This is a genomic window from Anaeromyxobacter sp. SG17 (assembly GCF_022690695.1).
GTDB classification, from domain to species: domain Bacteria; phylum Myxococcota; class Myxococcia; order Myxococcales; family Anaeromyxobacteraceae; genus Anaeromyxobacter; species Anaeromyxobacter soli.
This window is the reverse complement of record NZ_JALCYX010000003.1, coordinates 161,135-183,991: the sequence shown is the minus strand read 5'-3', so window position 1 is coordinate 183,991 and position 22,857 is coordinate 161,135. Positions and strand designations below refer to the sequence as shown.

The 22,857-nt window shown below is 74.4% G+C and carries 18 protein-coding genes, 1 tRNA gene and 1 pseudogene; 10 read left to right on the top strand and 10 right to left on the bottom strand.

Annotated elements, in window-relative coordinates; translation table 11 throughout:
• Positions 1 to 44: 44 nt before the first annotated feature.
• A tRNA-Leu gene (locus MNY60_RS02735) sits at positions 45 to 130 on the bottom strand.
• A 336-nt stretch (positions 131 to 466) separates the two neighbouring features.
• Between MNY60_RS02735 and MNY60_RS02730 the strand changes: the two genes are divergently transcribed.
• From MNY60_RS02730 to MNY60_RS02700, 8 genes and pseudogenes are all read left to right on the top strand, one after another.
• Positions 467 to 1,744 carry a PLP-dependent aspartate aminotransferase family protein gene (locus MNY60_RS02730; RefSeq protein WP_242359996.1) on the top strand — a complete coding sequence of 426 codons (1,278 nt, stop codon included), beginning with the start codon at positions 467 to 469 and terminating at the stop codon, positions 1,742 to 1,744.
• 128 nt (positions 1,745 to 1,872) lie between these two features.
• A complete protein-coding gene (gene cysK / locus MNY60_RS02725) occupies positions 1,873 to 2,790 on the top strand; it encodes a cysteine synthase A (RefSeq protein WP_242339566.1) in 918 nt (305 codons plus the stop codon).
• Positions 2,787 to 3,230, top strand: a pseudogene (locus tag MNY60_RS24440) (hypothetical protein); the annotation flags it as partial. The gene cysK and the pseudogene MNY60_RS24440, both read left to right, overlap by 4 nt.
• A 43-nt stretch (positions 3,231 to 3,273) precedes the next feature.
• Positions 3,274 to 4,773, top strand: coding sequence for a hypothetical protein (locus tag MNY60_RS02720; RefSeq protein ID WP_308197111.1), 1,500 nt, complete (start codon positions 3,274 to 3,276; stop codon positions 4,771 to 4,773).
• 2 nt (positions 4,774 to 4,775) lie between these two features.
• The gene (locus MNY60_RS02715; protein ID WP_242352775.1) at positions 4,776 to 5,762 is read left to right on the top strand and encodes an ABC transporter substrate-binding protein; all 987 of its coding nucleotides are present in this window, start codon (positions 4,776 to 4,778) and stop codon (positions 5,760 to 5,762) included.
• A 2-nt stretch (positions 5,763 to 5,764) separates the two neighbouring features.
• Positions 5,765 to 6,682, top strand: a complete 918-nt coding sequence (locus MNY60_RS02710; protein WP_242339559.1) for an ABC transporter permease — start codon at positions 5,765 to 5,767, stop codon at positions 6,680 to 6,682.
• Entirely contained in the window at positions 6,679 to 7,458 is a 780-nt protein-coding gene (locus tag MNY60_RS02705) for an ABC transporter ATP-binding protein (RefSeq protein ID WP_242352771.1), read from the top strand. Before MNY60_RS02710 ends, MNY60_RS02705 begins: the two co-directional genes overlap by 4 nt.
• 203 nt (positions 7,459 to 7,661) lie before the next feature.
• A complete protein-coding gene (locus tag MNY60_RS02700; protein WP_242339556.1) occupies positions 7,662 to 8,492 on the top strand; it encodes a hypothetical protein in 831 nt (276 codons plus the stop codon).
• Positions 8,493 to 8,544: 52 nt separating this feature from the next.
• Here the strand turns inward: MNY60_RS02700 and MNY60_RS02695 are convergent, their stop codons facing one another.
• From MNY60_RS02695 to MNY60_RS02660, 8 genes are all read right to left on the bottom strand, one after another.
• A complete protein-coding gene (locus MNY60_RS02695) occupies positions 8,545 to 9,411 on the bottom strand; it encodes an RDD family protein (protein ID WP_242339554.1) in 867 nt (288 codons plus the stop codon).
• Positions 9,408 to 10,397 carry a stage II sporulation protein M gene (locus MNY60_RS02690; RefSeq protein ID WP_242339552.1) on the bottom strand — a complete coding sequence of 330 codons (990 nt, stop codon included), beginning with the start codon at positions 10,395 to 10,397 and terminating at the stop codon, positions 9,408 to 9,410. The genes MNY60_RS02695 and MNY60_RS02690 overlap by 4 nt, the downstream gene beginning before the upstream one ends.
• Positions 10,394 to 11,602: a DUF58 domain-containing protein gene (locus MNY60_RS02685; RefSeq protein WP_242359995.1), complete on the bottom strand. Its 1,209-nt coding sequence runs from the start codon at positions 11,600 to 11,602 to the stop codon at positions 10,394 to 10,396. Before MNY60_RS02685 ends, MNY60_RS02690 begins: the two co-directional genes overlap by 4 nt.
• 100 nt (positions 11,603 to 11,702) lie before the next feature.
• Positions 11,703 to 12,659 (bottom strand): MoxR family ATPase, encoded by a 957-nt coding sequence (locus MNY60_RS02680; RefSeq protein ID WP_255821063.1) that lies wholly within the window; start codon positions 12,657 to 12,659, stop codon positions 11,703 to 11,705.
• Positions 12,613 to 13,881, bottom strand: a complete 1,269-nt coding sequence (locus MNY60_RS02675; protein WP_242339546.1) for a DUF4350 domain-containing protein — start codon at positions 13,879 to 13,881, stop codon at positions 12,613 to 12,615. The genes MNY60_RS02680 and MNY60_RS02675 overlap by 47 nt, the downstream gene beginning before the upstream one ends.
• Positions 13,878 to 14,510 (bottom strand): DUF4129 domain-containing protein, encoded by a 633-nt coding sequence (locus MNY60_RS02670; protein ID WP_242339544.1) that lies wholly within the window; start codon positions 14,508 to 14,510, stop codon positions 13,878 to 13,880. Before MNY60_RS02670 ends, MNY60_RS02675 begins: the two co-directional genes overlap by 4 nt.
• A gap of 179 nt (positions 14,511 to 14,689) precedes the next feature.
• Positions 14,690 to 15,715: an L-erythro-3,5-diaminohexanoate dehydrogenase gene (locus tag MNY60_RS02665; protein WP_242339542.1), complete on the bottom strand. Its 1,026-nt coding sequence runs from the start codon at positions 15,713 to 15,715 to the stop codon at positions 14,690 to 14,692.
• 165 nt (positions 15,716 to 15,880) lie between these two features.
• Positions 15,881 to 19,204, bottom strand: a complete 3,324-nt coding sequence (locus MNY60_RS02660; protein WP_242359994.1) for an AAA family ATPase — start codon at positions 19,202 to 19,204, stop codon at positions 15,881 to 15,883.
• An 82-nt stretch (positions 19,205 to 19,286) separates the two neighbouring features.
• On the opposite strand from MNY60_RS02660, the gene MNY60_RS02655 reads away from it, so the two are divergent.
• The gene (locus MNY60_RS02655) at positions 19,287 to 21,032 is read left to right on the top strand and encodes a M61 family metallopeptidase (RefSeq protein WP_242359993.1); all 1,746 of its coding nucleotides are present in this window, start codon (positions 19,287 to 19,289) and stop codon (positions 21,030 to 21,032) included.
• 190 nt (positions 21,033 to 21,222) lie between these two features.
• Complete coding sequence (locus MNY60_RS02650) at positions 21,223 to 22,542, top strand: aminopeptidase P N-terminal domain-containing protein (protein WP_242359992.1); 1,320 nt, start codon at positions 21,223 to 21,225, stop codon at positions 22,540 to 22,542.
• A gap of 21 nt (positions 22,543 to 22,563) precedes the next feature.
• Here MNY60_RS02650 and MNY60_RS02645 read toward each other — a convergent pair whose 3' ends face one another.
• The gene (locus MNY60_RS02645) at positions 22,564 to 22,833 is read right to left on the bottom strand and encodes a hypothetical protein (protein WP_242359991.1); all 270 of its coding nucleotides are present in this window, start codon (positions 22,831 to 22,833) and stop codon (positions 22,564 to 22,566) included.
• Positions 22,834 to 22,857 lie beyond the last annotated feature (24 nt).

Below are 22,857 nucleotides of genomic sequence, written 5' to 3'. Positions count from 1 at the left end.
ACGCGAGCGCGCGTCGCGCGACGGCTCGACCAAGGATGGGAGAGTAGGGCCGCCCGGGATCGAACCGGGACGCCGCTTCCGCGGCAGCGGATTTTAAGTCCGCCGCGTCTGCCAGTTCCGCCACGGCCCCAGGAGCACCTACGCCACCTCGCGCGTCGCGCGTAACCATGGCGTAACCAACCGTACCAGTTCGAGGCGCAACCAACCGTACCAGTTCAGCCCTCTTCATGGGACGAGAGAGCCACACGCCGCCACTCGATCCGTGCCGCCGCTTCGGAGAGACCGCTCTCCAATGCGTGAGGATGGGTACGGGATGACGATCGGCCGGCACGAGCAGGGCGGCACCCCATCTTGCATCCGAGACGTCCATCCGGTATGACGGATGTCGCCGCTGCCGCAGGACCCTGGCCCAGATACAACCGCAAACGCTACGCACTGCTCGATCGCAGCGGCGCGGGGAGGTTGCATGTCCGACGAAGCTCATCTGGACCCGAACATCCCCGGGAACCCCGCGTACCACTTCACCATCGTGCCGCCGGGGTCGCCTGCGAAGGCCGGCTGGGCGGGGCGCGCCGCGCTCGTGCCCGGCGCTCGCCTGGGCACGTGCGTCCATGCCGGCGTGCAGCCCGATCCCACGTACGGCGCGGTGATGCCGCCGATCTACCAGTCGTCCACGTTCGCGTTCCGCGACGTGTGCACGAACGCCGGCTACGACTACACGCGCAGCGGCAACCCGACGCGCGCGGCGCTGGAGGAGGCGCTCGCGGTCCTGGAGGGCGGCTCGGGCGCCACCTGTACGAGCACGGGCATGAGCGCGGTGATCGTCGCGCTGAACCTCCTCCCGCACGGCAGCCATCTCCTCTGCACCGTGGACTGCTACGGAGGCACCTTCCGCGCACTGGAGCACGCGAAGGCCGCCTACGGTCTCGAGGTCACGTACCTCGACCTCGCCGACCTCGACGCGGTCGCCGCCGCCTTCCGGCCGAACACGCGCATGGTCTGGATCGAGACCCCCTCGAATCCGCTCCTGCGCCTGACCGACGTCGCCGCGGTCGCCGCGCTCGCGCGACGCCACGACGCGCTCACCGTCGTCGACAACACGTTCCTCTCGCCGGCCTCCCAGCAGCCGTTCCGGCGCGGCGCCGATCTCGTGGTCCACTCCACGACGAAGTACCTGAACGGACACAGCGACGTGGTGGGCGGCGCGGTCGTGGCCGCGCCCGGCAAGAACCTGCTGGTCCAGCGGATCCAGAGCGTCAACAACCTGCTAGGCACGTCGCAGAGTCCGCACGATTGCTTCCTCGTCCTGCGCGGCCTCAAGACGCTGCAGCTCCGCATGCGCGCGCACGAGGCCGGGGGCCGGGCCGTCGCCGATTTCCTCGCCGCGCACCCAGCGGTCGCGAAGGTGCACTATCCGGGGCTCGCGAGCCACCCGCAGCACGCGCTCGCGCGGCAGCAGCAGACCGGCTTCGGCGGCATGGTGAGCTTCGAGCTGGCCGACGGCCGGCGTGATCGTGTCGACCACGTGCTGAGGACCCTGCGCTGGTTCACGCTCGCGGAGAGCCTGGGCGGTGTGGAGAGCCTGGTCGCGCACCCCGCGTCGATGACGCACGCGTCCATGTCGCCCGAGGCCCGCCAGCGCGCCGGCATCACCGATGGCGTGATCCGGCTCTCCGTCGGGATCGAGGAGCCCGCGGATCTGATCGCCGACCTGGACGCGGCCCTGCGCACGCTCCCGGCCTGACCGTCGCCGCGGCGGGCCGCACCGCGCACCGGCCCCCCAGAGCGCGTCCCCATCCGGCGTGGCAGACGTTTTGCTACCATGACGGACGTGGCCGAGATAACGGAAGTTCCTCCGCTAAGTTTGCGCGCATGATCCACGACGACATCCTCGCCCTCGTGGGGCGAACCCCGTTGCTGCGCCTGAAGCCGCAGCCCGGTCAGGTCGCGGCGGTCGCCGCAAAGCTCGAGTCGTTCAATCCGGGCGGGAGCGTCAAGGATCGCGTCGCCCTCGAGATGATCCTCGCCGCAGAGCGCGAGGGGCGCATCGCTCCGGGGCGCACCACGCTCATCGAGCCGACGTCGGGCAACACCGGGATCGGCCTGGCGCTGGTCGCCGCGGCCCGGGGCTATCGGCTGATCCTCACGATGCCGGAGACGATGAGCGTCGAGCGCAGGAAGCTGCTCGCCGCCTATGGCGCGGAGCTGGTGCTCACGCCGGGTGCGCAAGGGATGCGTGGCGCAGTGCGCAAGGCGGCCGAGCTTGCGCGCGAGAACGCCGACGCCTTCGTACCCCAGCAGTTCGCGAACCCCGCGAACGCCGCCGCACATCGGCGCACCACGGCGGTCGAGATCTGGGACGACACGGACGGCGGCGTGGACGTCTTCGTGTCGGGGGTGGGCACCGGCGGCACGATCACGGGAGTGGGCGAGGTGCTCAAGGCGCGCAAGGAGGGTGTGCGCATCGTCGCCGTGGAGCCCGACGACTCGCCGGTGCTCTCGGGCGGCATGCCGGGGCCGCACCACCTGCAGGGGATCGGGGCAGGGTTCATCCCCGAGGTACTCAACGTCGACGTCATCGACGAGATCGTTCGCGTCTCCACGGAGCAGGCCTTCGCGGTGACGCAGCGGCTGGCGCGCGAGGAGGGCCTGCTCGTCGGGATCTCGGCGGGCGCGGCCGCGCACGCCGCGATCGAGGTCGCACGGCGGCGCGAGAACGAAGGGAAGCTCGTCGTCGTCCTCCTGCCCGACACCGGCGAGCGCTACCTGTCGACGAGGGTCTTCTCATGAAGCAGCACCTGCCCGTCCTCAACGTCGAGGTGCCGGACAAGGCCGAGCACGTCGCGTCGACGCCGAACCCCGCGTCCCGCGAGCTCCTGCAGCGGCTCGAGGCGCTCGGGGTCGAGACGCTCTTCGACCGGTTCGAGCAGCAGAAGCCGCAGTGCACGTTCGGCCTCACCGGTCGATGCTGCCGGATGTGCCAGTGGGGGCCGTGCCGGATCGGCCCGCGCGCCGAGCGCGGCATCTGCGGCAAGGACCAGAACGCGATGGTCATCGGCAACGTGCTGCGCGCGCTCGTCGCCGGGCTCTCGGCGCACGGGCGTCACGCGCACGAGGCGATGTTCTCGGTGCTCGCCGCCGCGGACGGCAAGGCACACCTCGCGATCAAGGGCGAGGCGCGCGTGCTCGAGCTGGCGGGCCGCTTCGGCGTCCCGGCCGAAGGCCGGCCGATCGCGGACGTGGCGCGCGAGGTGACCCGGATCCTCCTCGAGGATCTCGGCAGGCTCGACGCGTCCCCCCTTAACCCTCGAAGCGTTCGCCCCGCCGGAGCGGCAGGAGACGTGGAGGGGGCTCGGCATCCTCCCCCGCAGCGCTTCCTACGAGGTCATGGAAGCGCTCCACATGACCACGCTCGGCGGCTGCACGGACTGGACGGCGCTCGCCGCGCAGGAGCTGCGGGCCGCGCTGGCCTACTGCTACAGCACGCTCTTCGGGTCCTCGTTCGCGACCGAGATGCTGTTCGGCCTGCCGCAGCAGCGGATCACGACCGTGAACTACGGGATCCTGAAGGCCGACCACGTGAACGTGCTCATGCACGGCCACTCTCCGGTGATGGTCGAGGTGATCCTGGAGAAGCTCCGGAGCCCGGAGATCCAGCAGCTCGCGAGCGCGGCCGGCGCGGCGGGGATCGTGGTGGGCGGGCTCTGCTGCTCGGGCGAGGAGCTGCTCGCGCGACACGGCGTCTCGACCGTCACGAACATCGGCGGCCAGGAGCTCGTGCTCGGGACCGGCGCCGTCGACGCGGTGGTCGTGGACATGCAGTGCGTCATCCCCGGGGCGAAGATCCTGGCCGACTGCTTCGGGACGCAGATCATCACGACCTGCAAGTCGAACCGGATCCCCGGAGCGCTCCACGTCCCGTTCGATCCCGAGGAGCCGGAGCAGCTCCAGGCGGACGCCGAGCGGGTGGCCCGCGCGGCCGTCGAAGCCTTCGCGAGGCGCGACCGCTCGAAGATCCACATCCCGCAGGTCACCACCGCCGCCCAGGTCGGGTGGAGCTACGAGAACATCCTCGACACGCTCGGCGGCGCGGAGCGCATCGTCGAGCTCCTCCGGAGCGGGACGCTCAAGGGCATCGCCACCATCGTCGGCTGCAACACGCCCAAGGTGCCGTACGAGCACAACCACGTGACGCTCGCGCGCGAGCTCATTCGCTCCGACGTGCTCCTCCTCACGACGGGGTGCTGCGCCCACGCGCTCCTCAACGACGGCCTCTGCGGACCGGACGCCGCGGGCCAGGCGGGCCCCGGCCTCGGGCGCCTTTGCCGTCAGCTCGGCATCCCGCCCGTGCTGGCGGTGGGCGGGTGCGTCGACAACACGCGGACGCTCCGCCTCTTCGCCGAGGTTTCGCGCGCGGCCGGCGTCGCGGTGAAGGACCTCCCGTTCATGTTCATCGGGCCCGAGCCGGGGAACGAGAAGACGGTGGGGCAGGGGCTCACGTTCCTCGTGCACGGCGTGAGCAATCTGGTCGGCTTCCCGGGCCCCATTCCACCCGCCATCCCGCGCCCGAAGCCGGGCGAGCCGGGCGAGCTGGAGCGCGGCAGCAACGACGTCATCGACTTCCTGGCCGGGACCGAAGGCGTCTTGAAGCTCGTGGGCGCCAAGATCTACACGGAGCCCGAGCCGCGGCTCGGCGCGCAGCTCGTCCGGATGCACCTCCGCCGCAAGCGCCTCGCGCTCGGCTGGGCTGGCCAACACTCCATGGGGCAATGAGCATGCGACCGATCACGCGAAGGGACCTCCTGAAGCTCGTCGGGACAGGCGGCGCCGCCGTGGCGTGCGGCGCCCTCGTCCCCGCATGCCGGAGCCAGTCGAGCTCGAAGCCCACCGTCCGGCTGGGGTACCTGCCGCTCACGGATCACCTGACCGTGATCGCGGGCGCGAGGACGAGCTTCAGGACGTTCACCCTGGAGCCCGTCAAGTTCGCGAGCTGGCCCGAGCTGGCGGAGGCGGTGAAGGGCGGCCGGGTCGAGGCTGCGTTCGCCCTCACGCCCATCGGGCTGACCCTCCGCGCAAAGGGGGTCCCGGTGAAGCTCGTGCTGCTCGGGCATCGCAACGGCAGCGCGCTGACGGTGAAGGCGGGCGGTGCGGTCTCGTCGATCGCGGATCTGAAAGGGAAGACGATCGCGATCCCGAGCCGGTTCTCGACGCACCACATCCTGCTGCGGCGGATCCTCGCCGGCGAGGGGCTCGAGGCGGGCCGCGACGTGCAGATCGTGGAGATGCCGCCGCCGGAGATGGTCCAGGCGCTCGCGACGGACCGCATCGGCGGGTTCATCGTCGCTGAGCCGTTCGGGGCCCAGGCCGAGCTGCAAAACGTCGGGAAGGTCCTCACGCTGTCGAAGGACGTCTGGCCGAACCACGTCTGCTGCGCGCTCCTCGTCCGAGAGGACCTCATCGCGGCGCACGCACAGGTCGTCCAGGAGCTCGTCGACGGGCTCGTCGCGGCGGGCCGGTTCGTGGGTGAGCACCGGGACGAGGCCGCGGAGCTGTCGACGCGGTACCTCGGACAGAAGCCGGAGATCATCCGCCACGTCCTGACGCATCCGCATGACCGCGTGACCTACGACAACCTCCTGCCGGAGCTGAATGACCTGGAAGTCACGCAGGCGGACATGCTCAGGTTCGACATCGCGACCTCGCGGGTGGAGCTGGGGGCGTTCCTGGACGACCGGTTCGCCAGGCACGCCTACGCGAGGTGAGCATGGGCGCCCCACCGTACGCCGCGGACCCGGGTCCGGCGCCGCAGCCCGCCAGGCCGGCCGAGGGCGAGGCCTCGGACGCGATCGCCCTGCCGGCCCTCGCCTCCCGGCGCGCGTCGTCCGTCACGGCGTCGCAGGTGACGCGCGCGCTCGATCGCTGGCTCGTGCCGGTCTCGGGGATCGCGGCGCTCGTCCTCGCCTGGGAGGCGGCGGCGTGGTCCGGGCGGTGGACGGCCGAGCAGCTCCCCGGCCCCATCGCGGTGCTGGGCGCCGGCGCCCAGATCCTGGCGGACGGGACGCTGTTCGTGCACGTCGGCGCGAGCCTGGCCCGCTTCCTCGTCGCCTACGCTCTCGCAGGGACGCTCGGGGTGACGCTGGGGCTCGTCTTCGGCTGGCGCGAGCGGCTCTGGCGGGCGTTCGACCCCGTGGTCCAGCTGTTGCGCCCGGTGTCGCCGATCGCCTGGTTCCCCCTGGCCGTGCTGTGGCTCGGGATCGGAGACGTGCCCGCCATCGCCATCATCTTCCTCGCGTCGTTCTTCCCGGCGCTCCTCAGCACGGTCGCCGCGGTGCGCCGGGTCGATCCGCTCCTGCTGCGGATCGCCCGGAACTTCGGGTCGAGCGAGCGGGACATCGTGCTGAAGGTGGTCGTGCCCGCGGCCTTCCCCCAGGTGGCCGTCGGGCTCCACATCGCGCTCGGCGCGGCGTGGGTCTACCTCGTGGCCGGAGAGATGCTGGGGGCGCGCTCGGGCCTCGGCTTCCTCGTCATGGATGCGCGCAACTTCCTGCGGACGGACCTGCTCCTCTTCGCGGTCCTCGTCATCGGCGTCGTGGGGCTCGCGCTCGACAAGGCCATCGGCGCCGCCGAGCGCCGCATCTACCGGGCGTGGGGCGCGGTGCCGGCGCCCGGGGACGTGACATGAAGCAGGCGCGCATCGTGCTGCGCTCGGTCGAGAAGCGCTTCGCGACCCGGAGCGGGACGACGGTCGCGCTGGCCGCGGTCGACCTCGAGATCCGGGGGGGCGAGCTCGTGTGCCTGGTGGGCCCCAGCGGCTGCGGGAAGTCCACGCTCCTCAACATCCTCGCGGGGTTCGACTTCCCGTCGCGAGGCTCCGTGGAGATCGACGGCGCGATCGTGGACGGGCCGCAGCGCCGGGTCGTGACCCTGTTCCAGAGCTACGGCCTGTTCCCCTGGCGCAGCGTGCTGCGCAACGTCGAGTACGGGCTCGAGGTGTCCGGGGTTCCCCGGCGCCAGCGCCGCGATCAAGCGATGCAGTGTCTCGACCTCGTCGGCCTGTCCTCGTTCGCCGAGCATCATCCGCACGAGCTCTCGGGCGGCATGCAGCAGCGCATCGCGCTGGCGCGCGCGCTCGCCGTGGATCCCGAGTGCATCCTCATGGACGAGCCGTTCGGCGCGCTGGACGCGATCACGCGCATCAAGCTCCAGGAGGAGCTGGCGCGGATCTGGGAAGAGAAGCGGAAGACCATCATCTGCGTGACCCACGACATCGAGGAGTCCGTGTTCCTCGCCGATCGCATCCTCGTGATGGCGACGAACCCAGGACGGGTGAAGACCGTCATCCCCGTGCCGCTGCCGCGCCCCCGTTCCCGGACGAGCCCCGAGTTCGACGAGCTGCGGCGTCGGGTGTACGCGGAGCTGGAGCTCGTTCACGATTCGAAGCCGGATTTCGAGATCTGACGGGCGTGTGCTCGTCGAGCGTCGGGCTCGAGCGCTGCCCGGAAGCCGGGTCACGTCCGCTCGCCCCGCGGCCCGCGGGTCGAGTGACTCCGGGACAACGCGGCGCGGCGAAGAGCTGTGGGCGAAGCCCGCACACACGGTGGATCCTCGACGTCACGGGTGGTGCAAACTATGCTCGCCGCCTCTCTCCTGGAGGTCACGAGATGAACCTTCCCGCAACGATCCCCGCAGCGCCGCCGCCCGCACCGCTCGCCGTCGGCGCGGAGCGGCGCTTCACCGTCGGCAACCTGCTCTCGCGCTCGTTCTCGATCTGGTGGAGCAACCTCGGCAAGTTCTTCGTCCTCGCGCTCGTCGTCTACGTGCCGATGATGGTGGTCGCCGTCGCGCTCGGCGTCGGAAACCTCTTCTTCCGGACGCCAGGTGCGCAGGTGGACCCGGCGGCGATCTCGGGGGCCATGGGGGCGTTCGCCGTCGTCTGGCTCGTCGCGATGGCGCTCCTCCTCGTCCAGATGGCGGCGCTCACCTACGGGGCGATCCAGAGCCTGGCCGGCCAGCCGGTCCAGCTCGGGGATCTCCTCCGCGCGGGCCTGCGCCGCGCGCCTGTCGTGCTCGGCGTGGGCGTGATCTGCTACCTCGCGTCGGTGCTCGGGTTCGTCCTGCTCATCGTCCCGGGACTCATCGTGCTGACGGCCGTGAGCGTGTCGGTGCCCGTGGCCGTCGTCGAGCGCAACGGGATCTTCGGCTCGGTGAGGCGCAGCTTCCAGCTCACGAAGGGCCGGCGCCTCGCCATCTTCGCCGCGTTCCTGGTGTTCTTCGCGGTGTTCATGGGGGTGAGCGCGTTCGTGAACCTGGTGTTCCCGGCCCTCGCCGCGCTCGGCGGCCAGATCACCGGCATCGTCGGCATGGTGATCTCCACGGTGGTGAGCCTCGCCATCGGGTCGCTCGGCGCGATCGCGCCCGCGGTCGCGTACCACGACCTGCGCGCGGAGAAGGAGGGCGTGGACACCGCCTCGCTCGTGAAGGTCTTCGGGTAGCACCGACCGCCGGCGGGCGCGATCCGCGACGCGCGGATCGCGCCGCCCTTTTTCAGGAGCGGTCGAGCTTGTGGGCCCGCCGCCTCCCCAGGAGGAGGCGCCGCTCGAGCCGGCCGCGCAGCGCCGTGTAGTAGGCGCGCAGGAACGCGCGGTCGTCCGGCGCCGGGGCGTCCCACCCGATCTTCTCCTGGATCCGCGCCGCGACGGCCGCGAGCGCGTCCGGGCGCGCGGCGGGCCCATCGCGGAGCAGCCCCTCGAGGACGTGCAGCTCGTACTCACCGTACACGTCGAGCTGCTCCAGCGAGAAGGCGAAGCCGTCCGCCGCTCGCGACGCGGGCGCGGCGACGAGCTCGTCGAGCAATCGCGCGTCGGGCGCGCGCACGACGATCGTCCCCGCCACGAGGTCACCCACGCGGAGGCGATCGCGGTTGAAGAGCGGCAGGAGCCCGAACAGCAGCATCCACGCGAGCGCCGCGAGGGCGACGCCCGCCGGCGCGCCGGGGTAGACCGCGTCGGGCCCGGCGAGCGCCGTCATGGGCAGGAACACCTCCAGCTCGCGGGTGAGGTTCCGCGTGATGATCGCCTCCGCCGTGAGCGGACCGCCGCGCGCGTCGATGACGCGGATCCCGAGCTTGCGCTTCCCCGGTGTCTGGCCCCGCCACGAGAGCTCGAAGAAGGTGAAGTAGAAGGTGCGGACGAGGAACAGCGCCAGCAGCGCGCCGGCCAGGGCGAGATCCGCGCCGCCCGCCCACCCCACCAGGAAGAAGATCGCGAGCACCGAGACGAGCACCGCGGCGAGCACGAGGAGGTAGTCGAGCAGGAACGCACCCGCGCGGTCGCCCGCGAGCGCGATCGCGAAGCGCAGCGGCACGCCGTCGGGGGTCACGACCTCGCGCGTGCGCGCGCCGCCGGCGGTCACGCCCGCCTCCCTGCGCGAGCGAGGTAGACGGTCCAGAAGAGGAACGTGGCGGCGGCGACGCCGTAGCGGATCGGGACGGAGTGGACGAGCTGCCGGAAGAGCCCCTCCACCAGGGCGGCGACGAAGAACAGGGCGACGGCCCCGACCGCGAGGACGCCAGCCTCCCGCCCGCGGCGCGCGAGCCCGGCGAGCCGCTCCTCGCGGCCGGGGAACACCACGGCCTGCCCGAGCGCGAGGCCCGCCGCACCGCAGAGCGCCACCGCGAGGAGCTCGGTCACGCCGTGCGGCAGCACCCACCCCCAGAACTCGAGCGCGAGGCCGCGCGAGCGGTAGAGCGCGCCGAACGCCCCGAGGACGAGCCCGTTCGTGAAGAGCAGGAGCGCCGACGGCACGCCGCCCGCGAACCCGACCGCGAACGCGAGCAGGCCGATGGTCGCGTTGTGCTGGAACAGGAACATCGCGAAGGTCTTGAGCAGCTGCGCGGCGTCCCTCGGCGCGTACAGGGCCTCGCGGAGCGAGGCGGTCGAGGAGGTCGGCCCGCGCCCCTGCGCCATCGCGGGATCGACGAACGCGTAGAACCGCTCGGCGTCGCGCGCCGTCAGCGCGTGACCGACCACCGCGCCGAGCGCGATGAGGGCGAGCGCGAGCGCGAGGTGGCGCCGGTGGGCGCGGACCGCGCCCGGGAACCTGTGGACGAAGAAGTCCCGGAGCGCGTCCCTGAGGTGCCGCCGCGTCCCGTAGACGACCAGGTACGCCCGCGCCGAGAGCGTCTCCAGGTAGTCGAGGACGTTGCGATCGAGGGAGATCGCGCGCGCGACGGAGAGGGAGGAGAGCGCGGCGCGGTAGAGCGCCGGCAGCCGCGCGATCTCGGAGGAGGCGAGGCCGGGCAGGCCGTGGCGCTCGACCCGATCCAGGAGACCCTCGAGCTCGCGCCACGAGGGCTCCCGCTCGGCGCGGAACGCCGCGCTCTTCAAGACAAGGGTCACGCGATGAGCTCCCGGCGCTTGATGTCGAGGTAGCGGTTCACGAGGCGCGTCGAGACGGCGGCGGGCGGCGCGTCCACGCAGTGGACGCCCATGCGGCGCAGCCGCGCGAGGACGCGCTCCCGCTCGCGCACGAGCTCCGAGGCGACCACGGCGCGGTAGACGTCCCCGAGCCGCCGCGCGGCGGCCCCCGCGAGCCCCTCGACGCCCGGGTCGCGCAGCGACACGAACACCACGAGCTGCCGCCGCGCCAGCCGGGAGAGGTTCTCGAGCATGAGCTCCGCGGTCACGGTGTCCACGAACTCGGTGAACACCACGACGAGCGAGCGACGGCGCAGGCGCGCCGACAGCTCGGCGAGGCCGACGGTGAAGTTCGTCTCCTCGGTCGAGTAGGCGAGGCCGGCGGAGGCGGCCTGCAGGCGCGGGAACGCTCCCAGCCCGCCCTGCGGCTCCGTCCAGGCGCGCGCCGCGCGATCGAAGCCGTAGAGCCCCACGCGGTCGCCGAGGCGGAGGGACACGTAGCCGAGGAGGAGGGCCGAGGTCACGGCGTGGTCGAGGCGCGGCACGCCCTCGAGCGGCTCGGCCATGAGGTGACCGGTGTCGAGCGCGAGGACCACCTGGTGGTTTCGCTCGGCGCGGAACTCCTGGGCGAGGAGCTTGCGGTGGCGCGCGGTCGCCTTCCAGCTGATGGCCCGCGGGTCGAGCCCGGGCACCCACTCGCGCAGCGCGTCGAACTCCGAGCCGTCGCCCAGGAACCGCTCGACCTGCACGCCGGCGGAGAGCTCCCGCGCGCCGAAGTAGCGGAAGGCCGCGGCGCGGACAGGGCGCAGGTTCGGCAGCACCGCCACCGCGCGGTCGATCGCGACGCGCTTGCGCCGCGCGGCGAGGCCGAGCGGGCCCGGCCAGCGGAGCCAGATCGCGTCCACGGTGGGCCTGCCGCGCCGGCGTGCGCGGAGCGCGATCTCGAGCGCCGCCGGCTCGCCCGCGCGAACGCGGAGCTCTGCCGGCGGCTGCGGGTCGAGGTCCGCGTGCAGATCGGCGAGGACCTCCACCGTCGCGGCCCCGCGCGCCGCCGAGAGGACGACGCGCGCTGCGCCCGCCTCGCCGACGAACAGCGACTCGGGGACCTCCATCGACGCGGCGAGCGCCCCCGGCGTCAGCGCCAGGATCGCGTCGGCCCCGATGGCGGCGAGCGTGAGGGCGGCCACGACGAGCCAGACACCCCACAGCCCGGGTGCACGAGCGCGGGCAGGAGCGCGACCGGAAAGCCTGCGGCCACGAGCAGGAGGGCGCGGCGGGTCGGGTGGATCACCGGGGGGCCTCCACCTCCTCGAGGACGCTCGCGACCGCCGCGTCCGGCGTGGAGCCCTCGATCTCGGCGCCCGGCGCGAGGACGATGCGGTGCCGGAGCACGGGCCGCGCGAGGGCCTTCACGTCGTCGGGGATGACGAACGCCCGCCCCTGCGTGGCGGCCAGCGCCCGCGCGGCCGTCGCGAGCATGTTGGCGGCGCGCGGCGAGGCGCCGCACAGGAGCTGCGCCCGCGCGCGCGTCGCGCGCACGAGGTCCACGACGTAGTCGACGATCTCGTCCGACAGGCGGATGGCGGCGACCGCCGCGCGCATGGCGACGAGGTCCTCGAGCGAGGCGACCGAGGAGATCGCGAACTCCGAGATGGGCGGCGTCGCCGTACGGTGGCCGTGCACGCGCACCATCGCGCGCTCCTCGTCGCGCGACGGGTAGCCCACGCTCACCTTGAAGAGGAAGCGGTCGAGCTGGGCCTCCGGGAGCGGGTAGGTCCCCTCCTGCTCGATCGGGTTCTGCGTCGCGAGCACCATGAAGCCCGGCGAGAGCGAATGGGTGGTGCCGTCGATGGTGACGGCCCGCTCCTGCATCGCCTGGAGCAAGGCCGCCTGCGTCTTCGGAGGCGTGCGGTTGATCTCGTCGGCCACGAGCACGTCGGTGAACACGGGGCCGCGCGTCAGCACGAACGCGCTCGTCTGGAAGTTGAAGATGTTCGTACCGACGACGTCGCCGGGCATGAGATCCGGCGTGAACTGGATGCGGTTGAAGCCGATGCCGAGCGCGGCCGCGAAGGCGCGGGCGAGCAAGGTCTTCGCCGTGCCCGGGACGCCCTCGAGCAGGACGTGCCCGTCGGAGAGCAGCGCCACGAGCATGAGGTCGAGGGCGGCGTCCTGGCCCAGGACCACCCGGTGGACCTCAGCCCGGAGTCGCTCGGTCACGTCTCGAATCGCCGTCAGCTCCATGCGTCATCTCCTCCCGCCAGGTGTGGATCTCCAGCGCCGTCCGCAGCGCGTCCTCCTCCGCCCCGCGCCCCCGCCCCTCGAGCGCGCGGACGCGCGCCTCGGCCCGGGCGAGCGCGTCGCTCCGGCCGCGCGCCGCGGCGAGCCGCGCGATCCAGGCGTCCTGGGCCTCGGCCCGGTCGCCGGGCGCCCGCGACCTCCGCGCCACCTCGTCCTTCGCCGCGCGCAGGTACGCGCCGAGCACGTGCGCGACGTGCCCGCCGTGGCGGAGCAGGGACGCGGTGTTCTCGACGAGGAACGCCTTGCCGGGCGCGAGGAGCGCGTCGGGCGGGCGCGGCCGGCCGAAGCGCACGAGCCCGGCCCAGACGGCGAGCGCCGCGAGGAGCGCCGCCTGCGCCGTGGCGAGGACGAGAGGAAACCTGAACAGCTCGCGGGCCACGGACGGCTGGAGGTCCAGCCCATGGAGCGTCTCGTCGATCACCACGGGCACCTCGCCCCCGCCGAGGCGCTCGACGAGCCACAGCGCGAGGGCCGCGTTCTCGCCGCGCCCGAGGCCGTGGTTGGCGAGGACGTCCGGGTCGGCGAGCACCACGATCCGGCGGCCCGTCTCCTCGTCCACGACCTCGCCGGCGAGCATGCCCTCCGCATAGGAGACGAGGGGCACGAGCGCGTCGGAGCGCAGGAGCTGCGGGGCGTCCAGCACCGCCCCCGCCGGCAGCGTCCCGCAGGACGCGGCGGTGAGCTGCCTCGGCCGGACCACCTCGGCGTCGAGCTCGAGGACCTCGAGGGCACGCCGGACCTCCGCGAGCGGCAGGAGGCTCGCGCCGCCGAGCCAGCGCGGCCGGTTGGGATCGGGGAACCCGGACCGCTTCGGGAGCACGACGAGCAGCCGCGAGGCGTCCGAGGCGATCTCCTCCAGGGTCACGGTCCGCCGGCCCCTCTCGTCGGCCGGCTCGAGCGCCGGCTCGGCGAGGACGACCAGCGCGCCGTCGGCGGCCTTGTCCGCGGTCCGGTGGCGCGAGACGAGCGTCGGGATCCCGAGCTCGCGGAGGAGCGTGACGAACGCGCGGTGGCCGATGGCGGACCGGCTGTACGCGCCGGGCGCGACGGACGGCGGCTCGGAGAGCTCGTCCCCGAAGACGCCCAGGAAGGCGGCGGCTGCGAGCGAGGCGGTCGCGGCGAGGGCGAGCCACGTGGCGCCGCGGCGGGAGAAGGGCCCGCTCACGTCGTGCCCCGGAAGCTCTGGAGGAAGACGTGGAACCGGTCGAGGCAGGCGCGGTAGTCCGCCTCGCCCGGCACCGCGCCGCCGAAGTGAGAGAGCTCCACCGCGGTCACGAGGCCTGCGAGCGCCTCGCGCGCCGGGGGCGCCAGCCGGACGCGCCCCACGATCTCGCGCGAGGTGAGCGACGGCGCGAGGCGCGCCGCGCGCGAGAGGGCCGCGAGCGTGTCGAGCAGCAGCGCATGAATCGCCTCGCCGTACCGGCCCGCCGCGGCGGCTGCCTCCGCGGACAGGATGGGGATCGGCTCCGGGCCGGCCTCCGTCCCGGACCCACCCTCGACCTCGGGATCCCGGGAGCGAGCGCGGAGCCGCCGGAAGAGCCAGGTGCCGGCGAGCGCCGCGAGCAGCGCGATCCCCGCGAAGACGAGCACCCGCAGCACGGTCGCGAGGAGGTCGGGCAGCTCGACCGGCTTCCACTCGGACGGGAGGGACGTCTGGACGTCGCCGCGCGCGAGGATCTCGCCTGCACGCGCCTCGATCGACTCGGCGGAACGCGGGGCCGGCGGCGGCGACGCGGGCGCAAGCGCGGGCGTGGCAGCGAGCAGGGCGGCCACGAGCCCGGCGAGGAGCGGCATTTCCCGAGAGTAGAACGGGCGGGCGGGCTCCACAAGGATGGGCTCGCCCGGACCCGACCGACGCCGAGGCGGAGGTGCGCCGGACGGCGGCGGAGGTGGGTGTCGGCGTCGGCCGCGGGTCTCCTCCGGGAGCTTCGACGGGCCGATGGACGCCGTCGGGGTCCGACCTCGCCCGACCTTCAGCGCGCGTACCGCTCCTCGAAGAGCGCGCGGAGCTTCGCGTTCCGGCGGAGCAGGTCGAGCGTGAGCTCGGCGTGGCCGGGCACGTAGCCGTTCCCTATGAGGAGCGTCGCGTCCTTGCCGACGCCCTCGGCGCCGAGCGCGGCGGCGGTGAAGCTCGTCGCCATCGAGAAGAAGAGCACCGTGCCGCCGTCCTTCACCGCGAGGATGGAGGCCATCTCGGTGCCCGCGACGCTCGCGCAGTTCACGACGAGGTCGAACGGTCCGCCCGCGGCCTCGACCGCGGCGAGCGCGGCGACGGCGTCGGTGGCGTCGAGGGCGATCGTCCGGTCGCACGCGCCCGCGCCGCGGATGGCAGCGAGCGCCGCCTCGGAGCGATCGGCCGCCACCACCTCGCCGCCCGTGCCGGGGAGGAGCTCGCGGGCGTGCGCCGCGACGAGCAGGCCCGACTTGCCCGCGCCGAGCACGAGGACCCGCGCGCCGGGCCGGACGAGGCGCGCGGCGAGCGCCGGGGCCCCGCACACGTCGAGCGCCGCGAGGGCGAGCGTCTCGGGAAGATCGGCCGGCAGCCGGGCCCAAAGCCCGCTCGCGAACAGGATCGCCTCGCCGTCGCACTCGACGCGGTCGATCTCCGGCCGGACGGCGCGGATCCGATCGAGCCGCAGCGGCGTGAGGGAGAGCGACACGAGCGTCGCGACGCGGTCGCCCGGACGGAGCGACGCGGCGGCCGGGTGGCGCGGCCCCACCGCGCGCACGCGGCCGATGAGCATTCCGCCCGAGCCGGTGACCGGGTTCTGGAGCTTCCCGCGCGCGCCCACGATGCGCAGCACCTCGGCCGCGATGCGCTCCGGGTCGCGCCCCACGGCGCCCTCGATCTGCCGGAAGCTCGCGGCGTCCACGTTGAGCGCCTCGACCTCGATGGAGAGCTCGTCCTCGCCGAGCGGGAGGGTGGGATCGAGGACGTCGGCGCGCTGGGGGAGCGCGCCCCTGGGCGAGACCACGCGGCGAAGCCCGTAGGGATCCATGGGCGCGAGAGCTTAGGGGGAGGGCGAGCGGTGCGCCAGGGACGAGGCGGGGCGGGGTGAGGCCCGGCCGGCGCCCGCCGGGCCCGCGTCGCGCGTCACCGGGATCCCGGCGTGCGGGGCCGCCGCCGCTCGCCCGTGCGCTCCGGGCCGCCCGAGGCCGTCCTCTCAGGCGTCCGTGTCGACCTGGACGAGCGCGTCGAGCGCGCGCAGCTCGTCGGGCATGGCCCAGCCGGCCCCGCGCAGCCGCGCCTCGAGGCGGACGGTGCGGCCCGCCTCGTGCCGGTGCCCCGCGGCGAGGAAGCCCGCGCGCGCGTTGGCGAGCGCCGCGAGGGCGTCGTCCGTGCGCCCGTGCGCCGCGAGGACGCGGGCGCGGGTGAGCCGGGCGGTCGCGACGAGCACCCGGCCGCCGCGCTGCCGCGCGATCTCCTCGAGCGCCTCGGCCTCCGCCTCGGCCTCCCCGAGCCGCCCGCGCGCCAGCGCGACGCGCACCGCCTCGGGCCGGAACACCGCGTCGCACGCGGCGCAGTCGCCGTGGCGCGCCGCCGTCTCGCTCGCCTCCCGCACGGCGTCCTCCGCCGCGTACAGCGCGCCCGCGGCGAGGCGGTTGCGGGCTTCGGTCGCGTGGAGCCGCGTGAGGGCGTGGCGGCGGAGCCCCGCGCGCTCCGCGACCACGATGCCGAGGTCCACGAGGGCGAGCGCCTCGTCCAGGCGGCCGCGCAGCGTGAGGAGGCAGGCGAGCCGCTCGAGGGCGAGCGCCTCGCCGATGGCAGAGCCACCCGCGCGGTGGCGCTCGAGCGCGTCGCGCAGGGCGGCCTCGGCGAGGTCGAGGTCCCCCCCGGCGAGCGCGGCGACGCCCTCGCCGTGACGGCCCGCCGCGACGGAGCCTGCGGCCCCGCGCTGGCGGGCGCGCTGCGCGAGGAGCGCGGCCGCGTGGCCCACCTCGCCGGCCGTCGCGTCGCAGAGCAGGTCGCGATCCCAGAGGACGAGGTGGAGCGGGACGGGGTGCTCCGGGGCGAGGTCCTGGCGGGAGGAGCGCGCGCTGTCGCCGGTCGCGTCGTCGGGCGGGCGCAGCGGGTCGCCGAGCGTCGCGCGGGCGAGGGCCACGAGGTCGGCGGCGCGGGCGGCGAGGTCCGCGTCGCCCGTGTCGCTGGCGCGCTCGAGGCACCCCTGGGCGGCCGCGAGCGCGTCGGCGGGGCGGCGCTCGTGCCAGAAGAGCTGCGCGCGCACGTGCAGGAGCGCCGCCGCCTCCTCGCCCTGCGCGTCCACCGCGTGGAGGCCGTCCTCGAGCTCGGCGTTCGCCGCGCGGAGCAGGCCCGCGGAGGCGAGCGAGATCGCCGCGAGGCGGTGGGCGCGGGCCCGCTGCTCGGGGCTGGGGCGGAAGCCGCCTCCGTCCTCGAGGTGGGCCGCGCCGGAGAAGGAGCGCGCCGCTCCGGCGAGCTCGCCGAGGCCGAGCTGGACGCGGCCGACCGCGTCGAGGAGCTCGAGCTCCTGCGGCCCGTCCGCGCCGGAGCGCTCGAGCAGGTCGAGCGCCTCGGTGTAGAAGGCGAGCGCCTCGCGGAGCCCGGCGCGCGCCGCGGCGCGGTGGCCGGCGGCGACGAGGTGGACGACGGCGCGGTCGGGATCGCCGGCGCGGCGGCGGTGCCAGGCGAGCGCCTCGGAGGGGAGCTCGCCGCCCGCGGGGAGCGCCGCCTCCAGCCCGTCGGCGAGCGCGCCGTGCAGCGCCGCGCGGCGCGCGGGGGAGAGGCCGTCGTAGACGGCGTCGCGCACGAGCGCGTGGTGGAAGCGGTACCCCGCGCCGTCCTCGTCGAGGAGGCGCGCCTCGAGGCAGCCGTCGAGCGCGGTGAGCGCCTCGTGCGCCGTGAGGCCGGAGACGGGCCGCACGAGCTCGAAGTCGAAGCGCGCCCCCGCCACGGCGGCGGCGGCGAGCAGCGCCTCCGCGCGCGCGCCGAGCCGCTCGACGCGGGTGCGGATGGCCGCGGAGGGATCGGTGGGGAGCGACGGCCCGCCCGACTCGCGCTGCGCCCGCACGACCTCCTCGGTGAGGAGCGGCGAGCCGTCCGTGATCCGATAGAGCTGCGCGACGGTCGCCTCGGGCGGCGGCTCGCCGAGCAGGTCCGCCACCTGCTCCCGCGTGGCGGCGAGCCCGAGGCGCGGGATGCGGACGCCGCGAGCCAGGCGCGCGCAGTCGAGGTGCGCGAGCGCCATCTGGATGGGCGTCCCGGCGTGGATCGCCGCCTCGTTGCAGGTGGCGACGATCATGAGCCTCAGCGCGCGCGCGTCGCGGGCGAGGAGGTGGAGGACGTTCAGCGACGACTCGTCCGCCGCGTGCACGTCGTCGAGGAGGAGGTAGATGGGGCGCCCCTCCGCGACCGCCCCGAGCGCCTGCTCCACCGCCTCGAAGATGCGGAGCCGCACCTCCTCGCCGGCGATCCCCGGCCCCGGCGCCGCCCCCGCGAGCGGGTTCGCGAAGGCGGGGTTCGCGCGGGCCTCCTCGGCGAACGCGTCGGCGAAGAGACCGTACGGCGCGCCGCCGCCGGTGGCGATGCCGCACAGCACCGCCGCCCCGCGGGCCTGGGCGAGCCGGGCGCCCTCCACCGCGAGCCGCGTCTTCCCGACCCCGCGCTCCCCGAGGAGCATGAGCGTCCCCGAGCCCTGCTCGAGCAGCGACTCGAGGAGCAGCACCACCGGCCCGCGCCCGCGCACCGGGGGCGGGTCGGTCGTCCCGAGCAGCCGCCGGGCGGCGCGGCGCGCGCCGTCGAGCGCCGGCCGCGCCTGGGTCGGCCCGACCTCGCCGTGCTGGATCGCGGTCCACAGCGCGCGGGTCTCGTCCGACGCGCCGGACCGCCCCGCGGCGCGCAGCGCGCTGTCGCACGCGTCGTACTGGCGGAGCGCCTCCGCCCGCCGGCCGGTCTCGGCGAGGAGGCGCATGACGAGCCGGTGCGCCTCCTCGGCGGCGGGATCCACCTCGAGCACGCGGCGGAGGAGCGGGACGGCGGCGCCGGCGTCTCCCCGCCCGGCGGCGTCGCGCGCGAGCGGCAGCGCCACGTCCACGAAGCGGCTCCGGAGCTCCGCGCGCCGCCCCTGCAGCCACGGAGAGTCGAGATCCTCCGGCGAGAGATCCCCGCGGTAGAGCGCGACAGCCTGCGCCCAGCGCTCGGGACCGCCCGCGGCGGCCGCCTCCTCGAACGCGTCCACGTCCACCCAGACGTCCGGCCGGAGCGCGAGCTGGCCGCGCTCGATGTCCACCCAGCGGCCGCCGAGGATCTGGCGGAGGTCGTAGAGCGCGCGGTGAAGGTTGTTCGCGCCGCTCGCGGGGTCCTTGTCGGGCCAGAGCGCCTCGATGGCCGCGTCGCGACTCAGGGCGCGGCCCGGCGCGAGCGCGACGAGCTTCAGCAGGTCGGCCGGCCGCCGCCGTCGCCACGCCTGGGCGGGGATGGGCGCGTCCGCGCGGACCACCTCGAACCGCCCGAGGAGGTGGAGCTTCAGCATCGACACTGCGAGAACCCCCTGGGGCCGAGAGGCTAACAGAACTCCGGGGCACGCGGTTGATCCCCGGCTAGATTGTGACCGCATGCGCTACCGGCTCTCGCTCCCCGAACCGCACTCCCATCTCTTCCACGTCGAGGCGATCCTCGAGCGGCCCGGCGCCACGCCCGAGCTCGCGCTCCCGGTCTGGACGCCCGGCAGCTACCTGGTGCGCGAGTTCGCGCGCCACCTCGAGGGCGTGGAGGCCGACGACGGCCAGGGCCGCCGTCTCACGATCGAGCGACTCGACAAGCAACGCTTTCGCGTGGACGCGGGCGGGGCGGAGCGGGTGGTGGTGCGCTACCGGGTCTACGCGAACGAGCTCACGGTGCGGACCTGCCACCTGGACGGGACGCACGGCTACCTGAACGGCGCGGCGGTGTTCCTCTACGCGCCGGGGCGCGAGCGCGAGCCGCACGTCCTCGAGATCTCGCCGCCGGAGGGCTGGTCGGTCGCGACGGCGCTCCCGGGCGGGCCGACGACGTTCACGGCGCGTGACTACGACGAGCTCGCCGACTCCCCGGTGGAGATCGGCCGCCACCGCGTCGTGCCGTTCACCGCCCTCGGCAAGCCGCACGAGATCGCCATCTGGGGGCGGGGGAACGTCGAGGAGGCGAAGCTCGCGGAGGACACCCGGCGAATCGTCGAGACGCTCGGGGGGCTCATGGGCGGGCTCCCCTACGAGCGCTACCTGTTCATCCTCCACCTCACCGAGAAGCGGCGCGGCGGCCTCGAGCACGCGAGCTCGACGACGCTCAACGTGGGCCGGATGCAGTTCTTCCCGCGCGACGCGTACGAGGAGACGCTGGGCCTCTTCGCGCACGAGTTCTTCCACCTCTGGAACGTGAAGCGCATGCGGCCCGCGGCGCTCGTGCCGTTCGACTACGGGCGCGAGCAGTACACGCGGCTCCTGTGGTGGTTCGAGGGCGCCACGTCCTACTACGAGGGGCTCGCGCTCGCGCGCGCCGGCCTCCTCGACGCGGGGCGGTATCTCCGGAACCTCGGCCGCGCGCTCACCCAGCTCGAGCGCACGCCCGGGGCGAGAAAGATGAGCGTCCAGGAGGCGAGCTTCCTCGCGTGGGTGAAGCACTACCGGCCGGACGAGAACAGCGGGAACAGCGCCATCTCCTACTACCTGAAGGGCGAGCTCGTCGCGCTCGCGCTCGACCTCGCGCTGCGCCGGGCGGGGTCGTCGCTCGACGCGCTCCTGCGCGCGCTCTACGCGCGTCACGAGGGGCGCGGCCTGCCGGAGGACGGCGTCGAGCAGGCGGCGGCGGAGCTCCTCGGCGCGGACGCGGCGCGGCGCTTCTTCGATCGCCAGGTGCGCGGCACGGAGCCGCTCGACCTCGACCTCGAGCTCGTCGGCCTGCGGCTCCGGCGCCGCGCGGCCCAGGGGCTCGACGACAAGGGCGGCACGCCTCCGAAGAACGGCGACGAGCGTCCCGCGCCCGGCTGGGCCGGCTTCGAGCTCGCCCAGGGGCCGAAGCTCGCGGTGGCGTCGGTGCAGGAGGGGAGCCCGGCGCACCGGGCCGGCCTCTACGCCGAGGACGAGCTCGTCGCCGAGGGCGGGTTCCGGCTGGACCGCGCCGCGCTGTGGGACCGGCTCGGCGAGAGGGGGCCGGGCGGCTCGCTCCGCCTCACCGTGTTCCGGCGGGACGAGTTCGTCGAGGTGACCGTGCCGCTCGCCCCGTGGCCCGAGGACACCGTCTGGCTCGAGCCGGTGGAGGGTGCGAGCGAGGCGCAGCGGACGGCGTTCGAGGAGTGGTCGGGGACGCGCTGGCCGGGGAAGTAGCCCGCTTCATCGTCCGGGAATCACGTTCGATTTTGCGCCCCGAGCGCGCGCGGGCCCGACGCCGTCCGAGCGCGGCCGCCGCGCGCTCGAGGCCACGTTCCGGCAAGGTCCGTCGCCCCCGGCGAGGCCCTCCCGCCCCGCGACGGCGGCGCGCCCGCGCTCCCGGCGGGAGTGCGCTATATGGGCGGGCATGGACTCCAACTCGACCTTCGCCGAGCGCCGCCGGGCGGCCGCCGAGCAGATGGCACGCCAGGGGGGCGGCGTGATGCTCCTCCCGGCCGCCGAAGAGAAGCTCCGGAACGCGGACACCGAGTACCTCTTCCGCCAGGACAGCGACTACCACTACCTCGTCGGCCTCGACGAGCCGGAGGGCTGCGCGGTCCTCGTGGCGTCGCCTGCGGGCGAGGCGAAGCTCGTCCTGTTCGTGCGGCCGCGCGACCGCGAGAAGGAGATCTGGAACGGCCGCCGCGCCGGGGTCGAGGGCGCGAAGGAGCAGTACGGCGCCGACGAGGCGTACCCGGTCGCGGAGCTGGAGGCGAGGCTGCCGGCGCTCGTCGAGGGCGCGGAGACGCTCTGGTTCCGCGTCGGCCAGGATGCGCCGTGGGACGCGCGGCTCGCGCGCGTCCTCAACGAGCTGCGGAAGGGCGCGCGCCTCGGCAAGCGCCCGCCGCGCGCCATCGTGGACCCCGGCCGCATCCTCCACGAGCAGCGCCTCGTGAAGGGGCCCGACGAGCTCCGGCGGCTCCGCAAGGCCGCCGAGATCACCGCCGAGGCGCACATGGCGGCCATGCGCGACGGGCAGCCCGGCCGGCGCGAGCACCAGGTGCAGGCGGAGATCGAGTACGCGTTCCGCCGCCGCGGCGGGTCGGGCCCCGGCTACGGGACGATCGTGGCCGCCGGCGCGAACTCGACCATCCTCCACTACCGCGCCGGCCCCGAGCTCCTGAAGGACGGCGACGTGTGCCTGGTGGACGCGGGCGGCGAGTACGAGCTCTACACGGCGGACGTGACGCGCACGTTCCCGGTGTCGGGCGAGTTCACGAAGGCGCAGCGCGAGCTCTACGAGCTCTGCCTCGACGTGCAGAAGCAGGCCATCGAGGCGGTGAAGCCGGGCACGAACCTCGACGCGATCCACGACCTCGCGGTGCGGAAGCTCACCGAGGGCTTCATCTCGCTGGGCCTGTTGCAGGGCAGCGCCGACGAGCGGATCGCCGACAAGGCGTTCCGCAAGTACTACATGCACCGGACCAGCCACTGGCTCGGCATGGACGTGCACGACGTCGGCGACTACTACGTGGACGGCAAGCCGCGGGCGCTGGTGCCGGGGATGGTGCTCACCATCGAGCCGGGCATCTACGTCTCCGCGGACGACGAGAGCGCGCCGGAAGAGCTGCGCGGCGTCGGCATCCGCATCGAGGACGACGTGCTCGTGACGCCCGAGGGCCACGATAACCTGACCGCCGCGGTGCCGAAGGAGGTCGCGGAGGTCGAGGCGGTGTGCGTGCGGTAGCGGTGGCACCGCGTCACGCGTTCACGCGAACTCGCGCCGCGCCGCCCATGCGGTAGGCTCCGGCTGCTCCCAGGACCCTTCACCGGGAGCGACGGAGCCGCCGCAATGCTGACGCTCGCCGCCGCCGTCCTCCTCGCCGCCGCGCAGCCCGTCCAGTCCGGGCAGCGGGTCCAGCTCGTGGCCGCCCGGCCGGCACAGCCGGTCGTGCCCGTGGCCGCGCAGCCGGCCCAGCCCGCCCGGCCGGTCGCGCAACCGGCCCCGGCCGCTCGGACCGAGCCTGTCGAAGCCCAAGGGACGGACCCTTCGGCCCGCTAC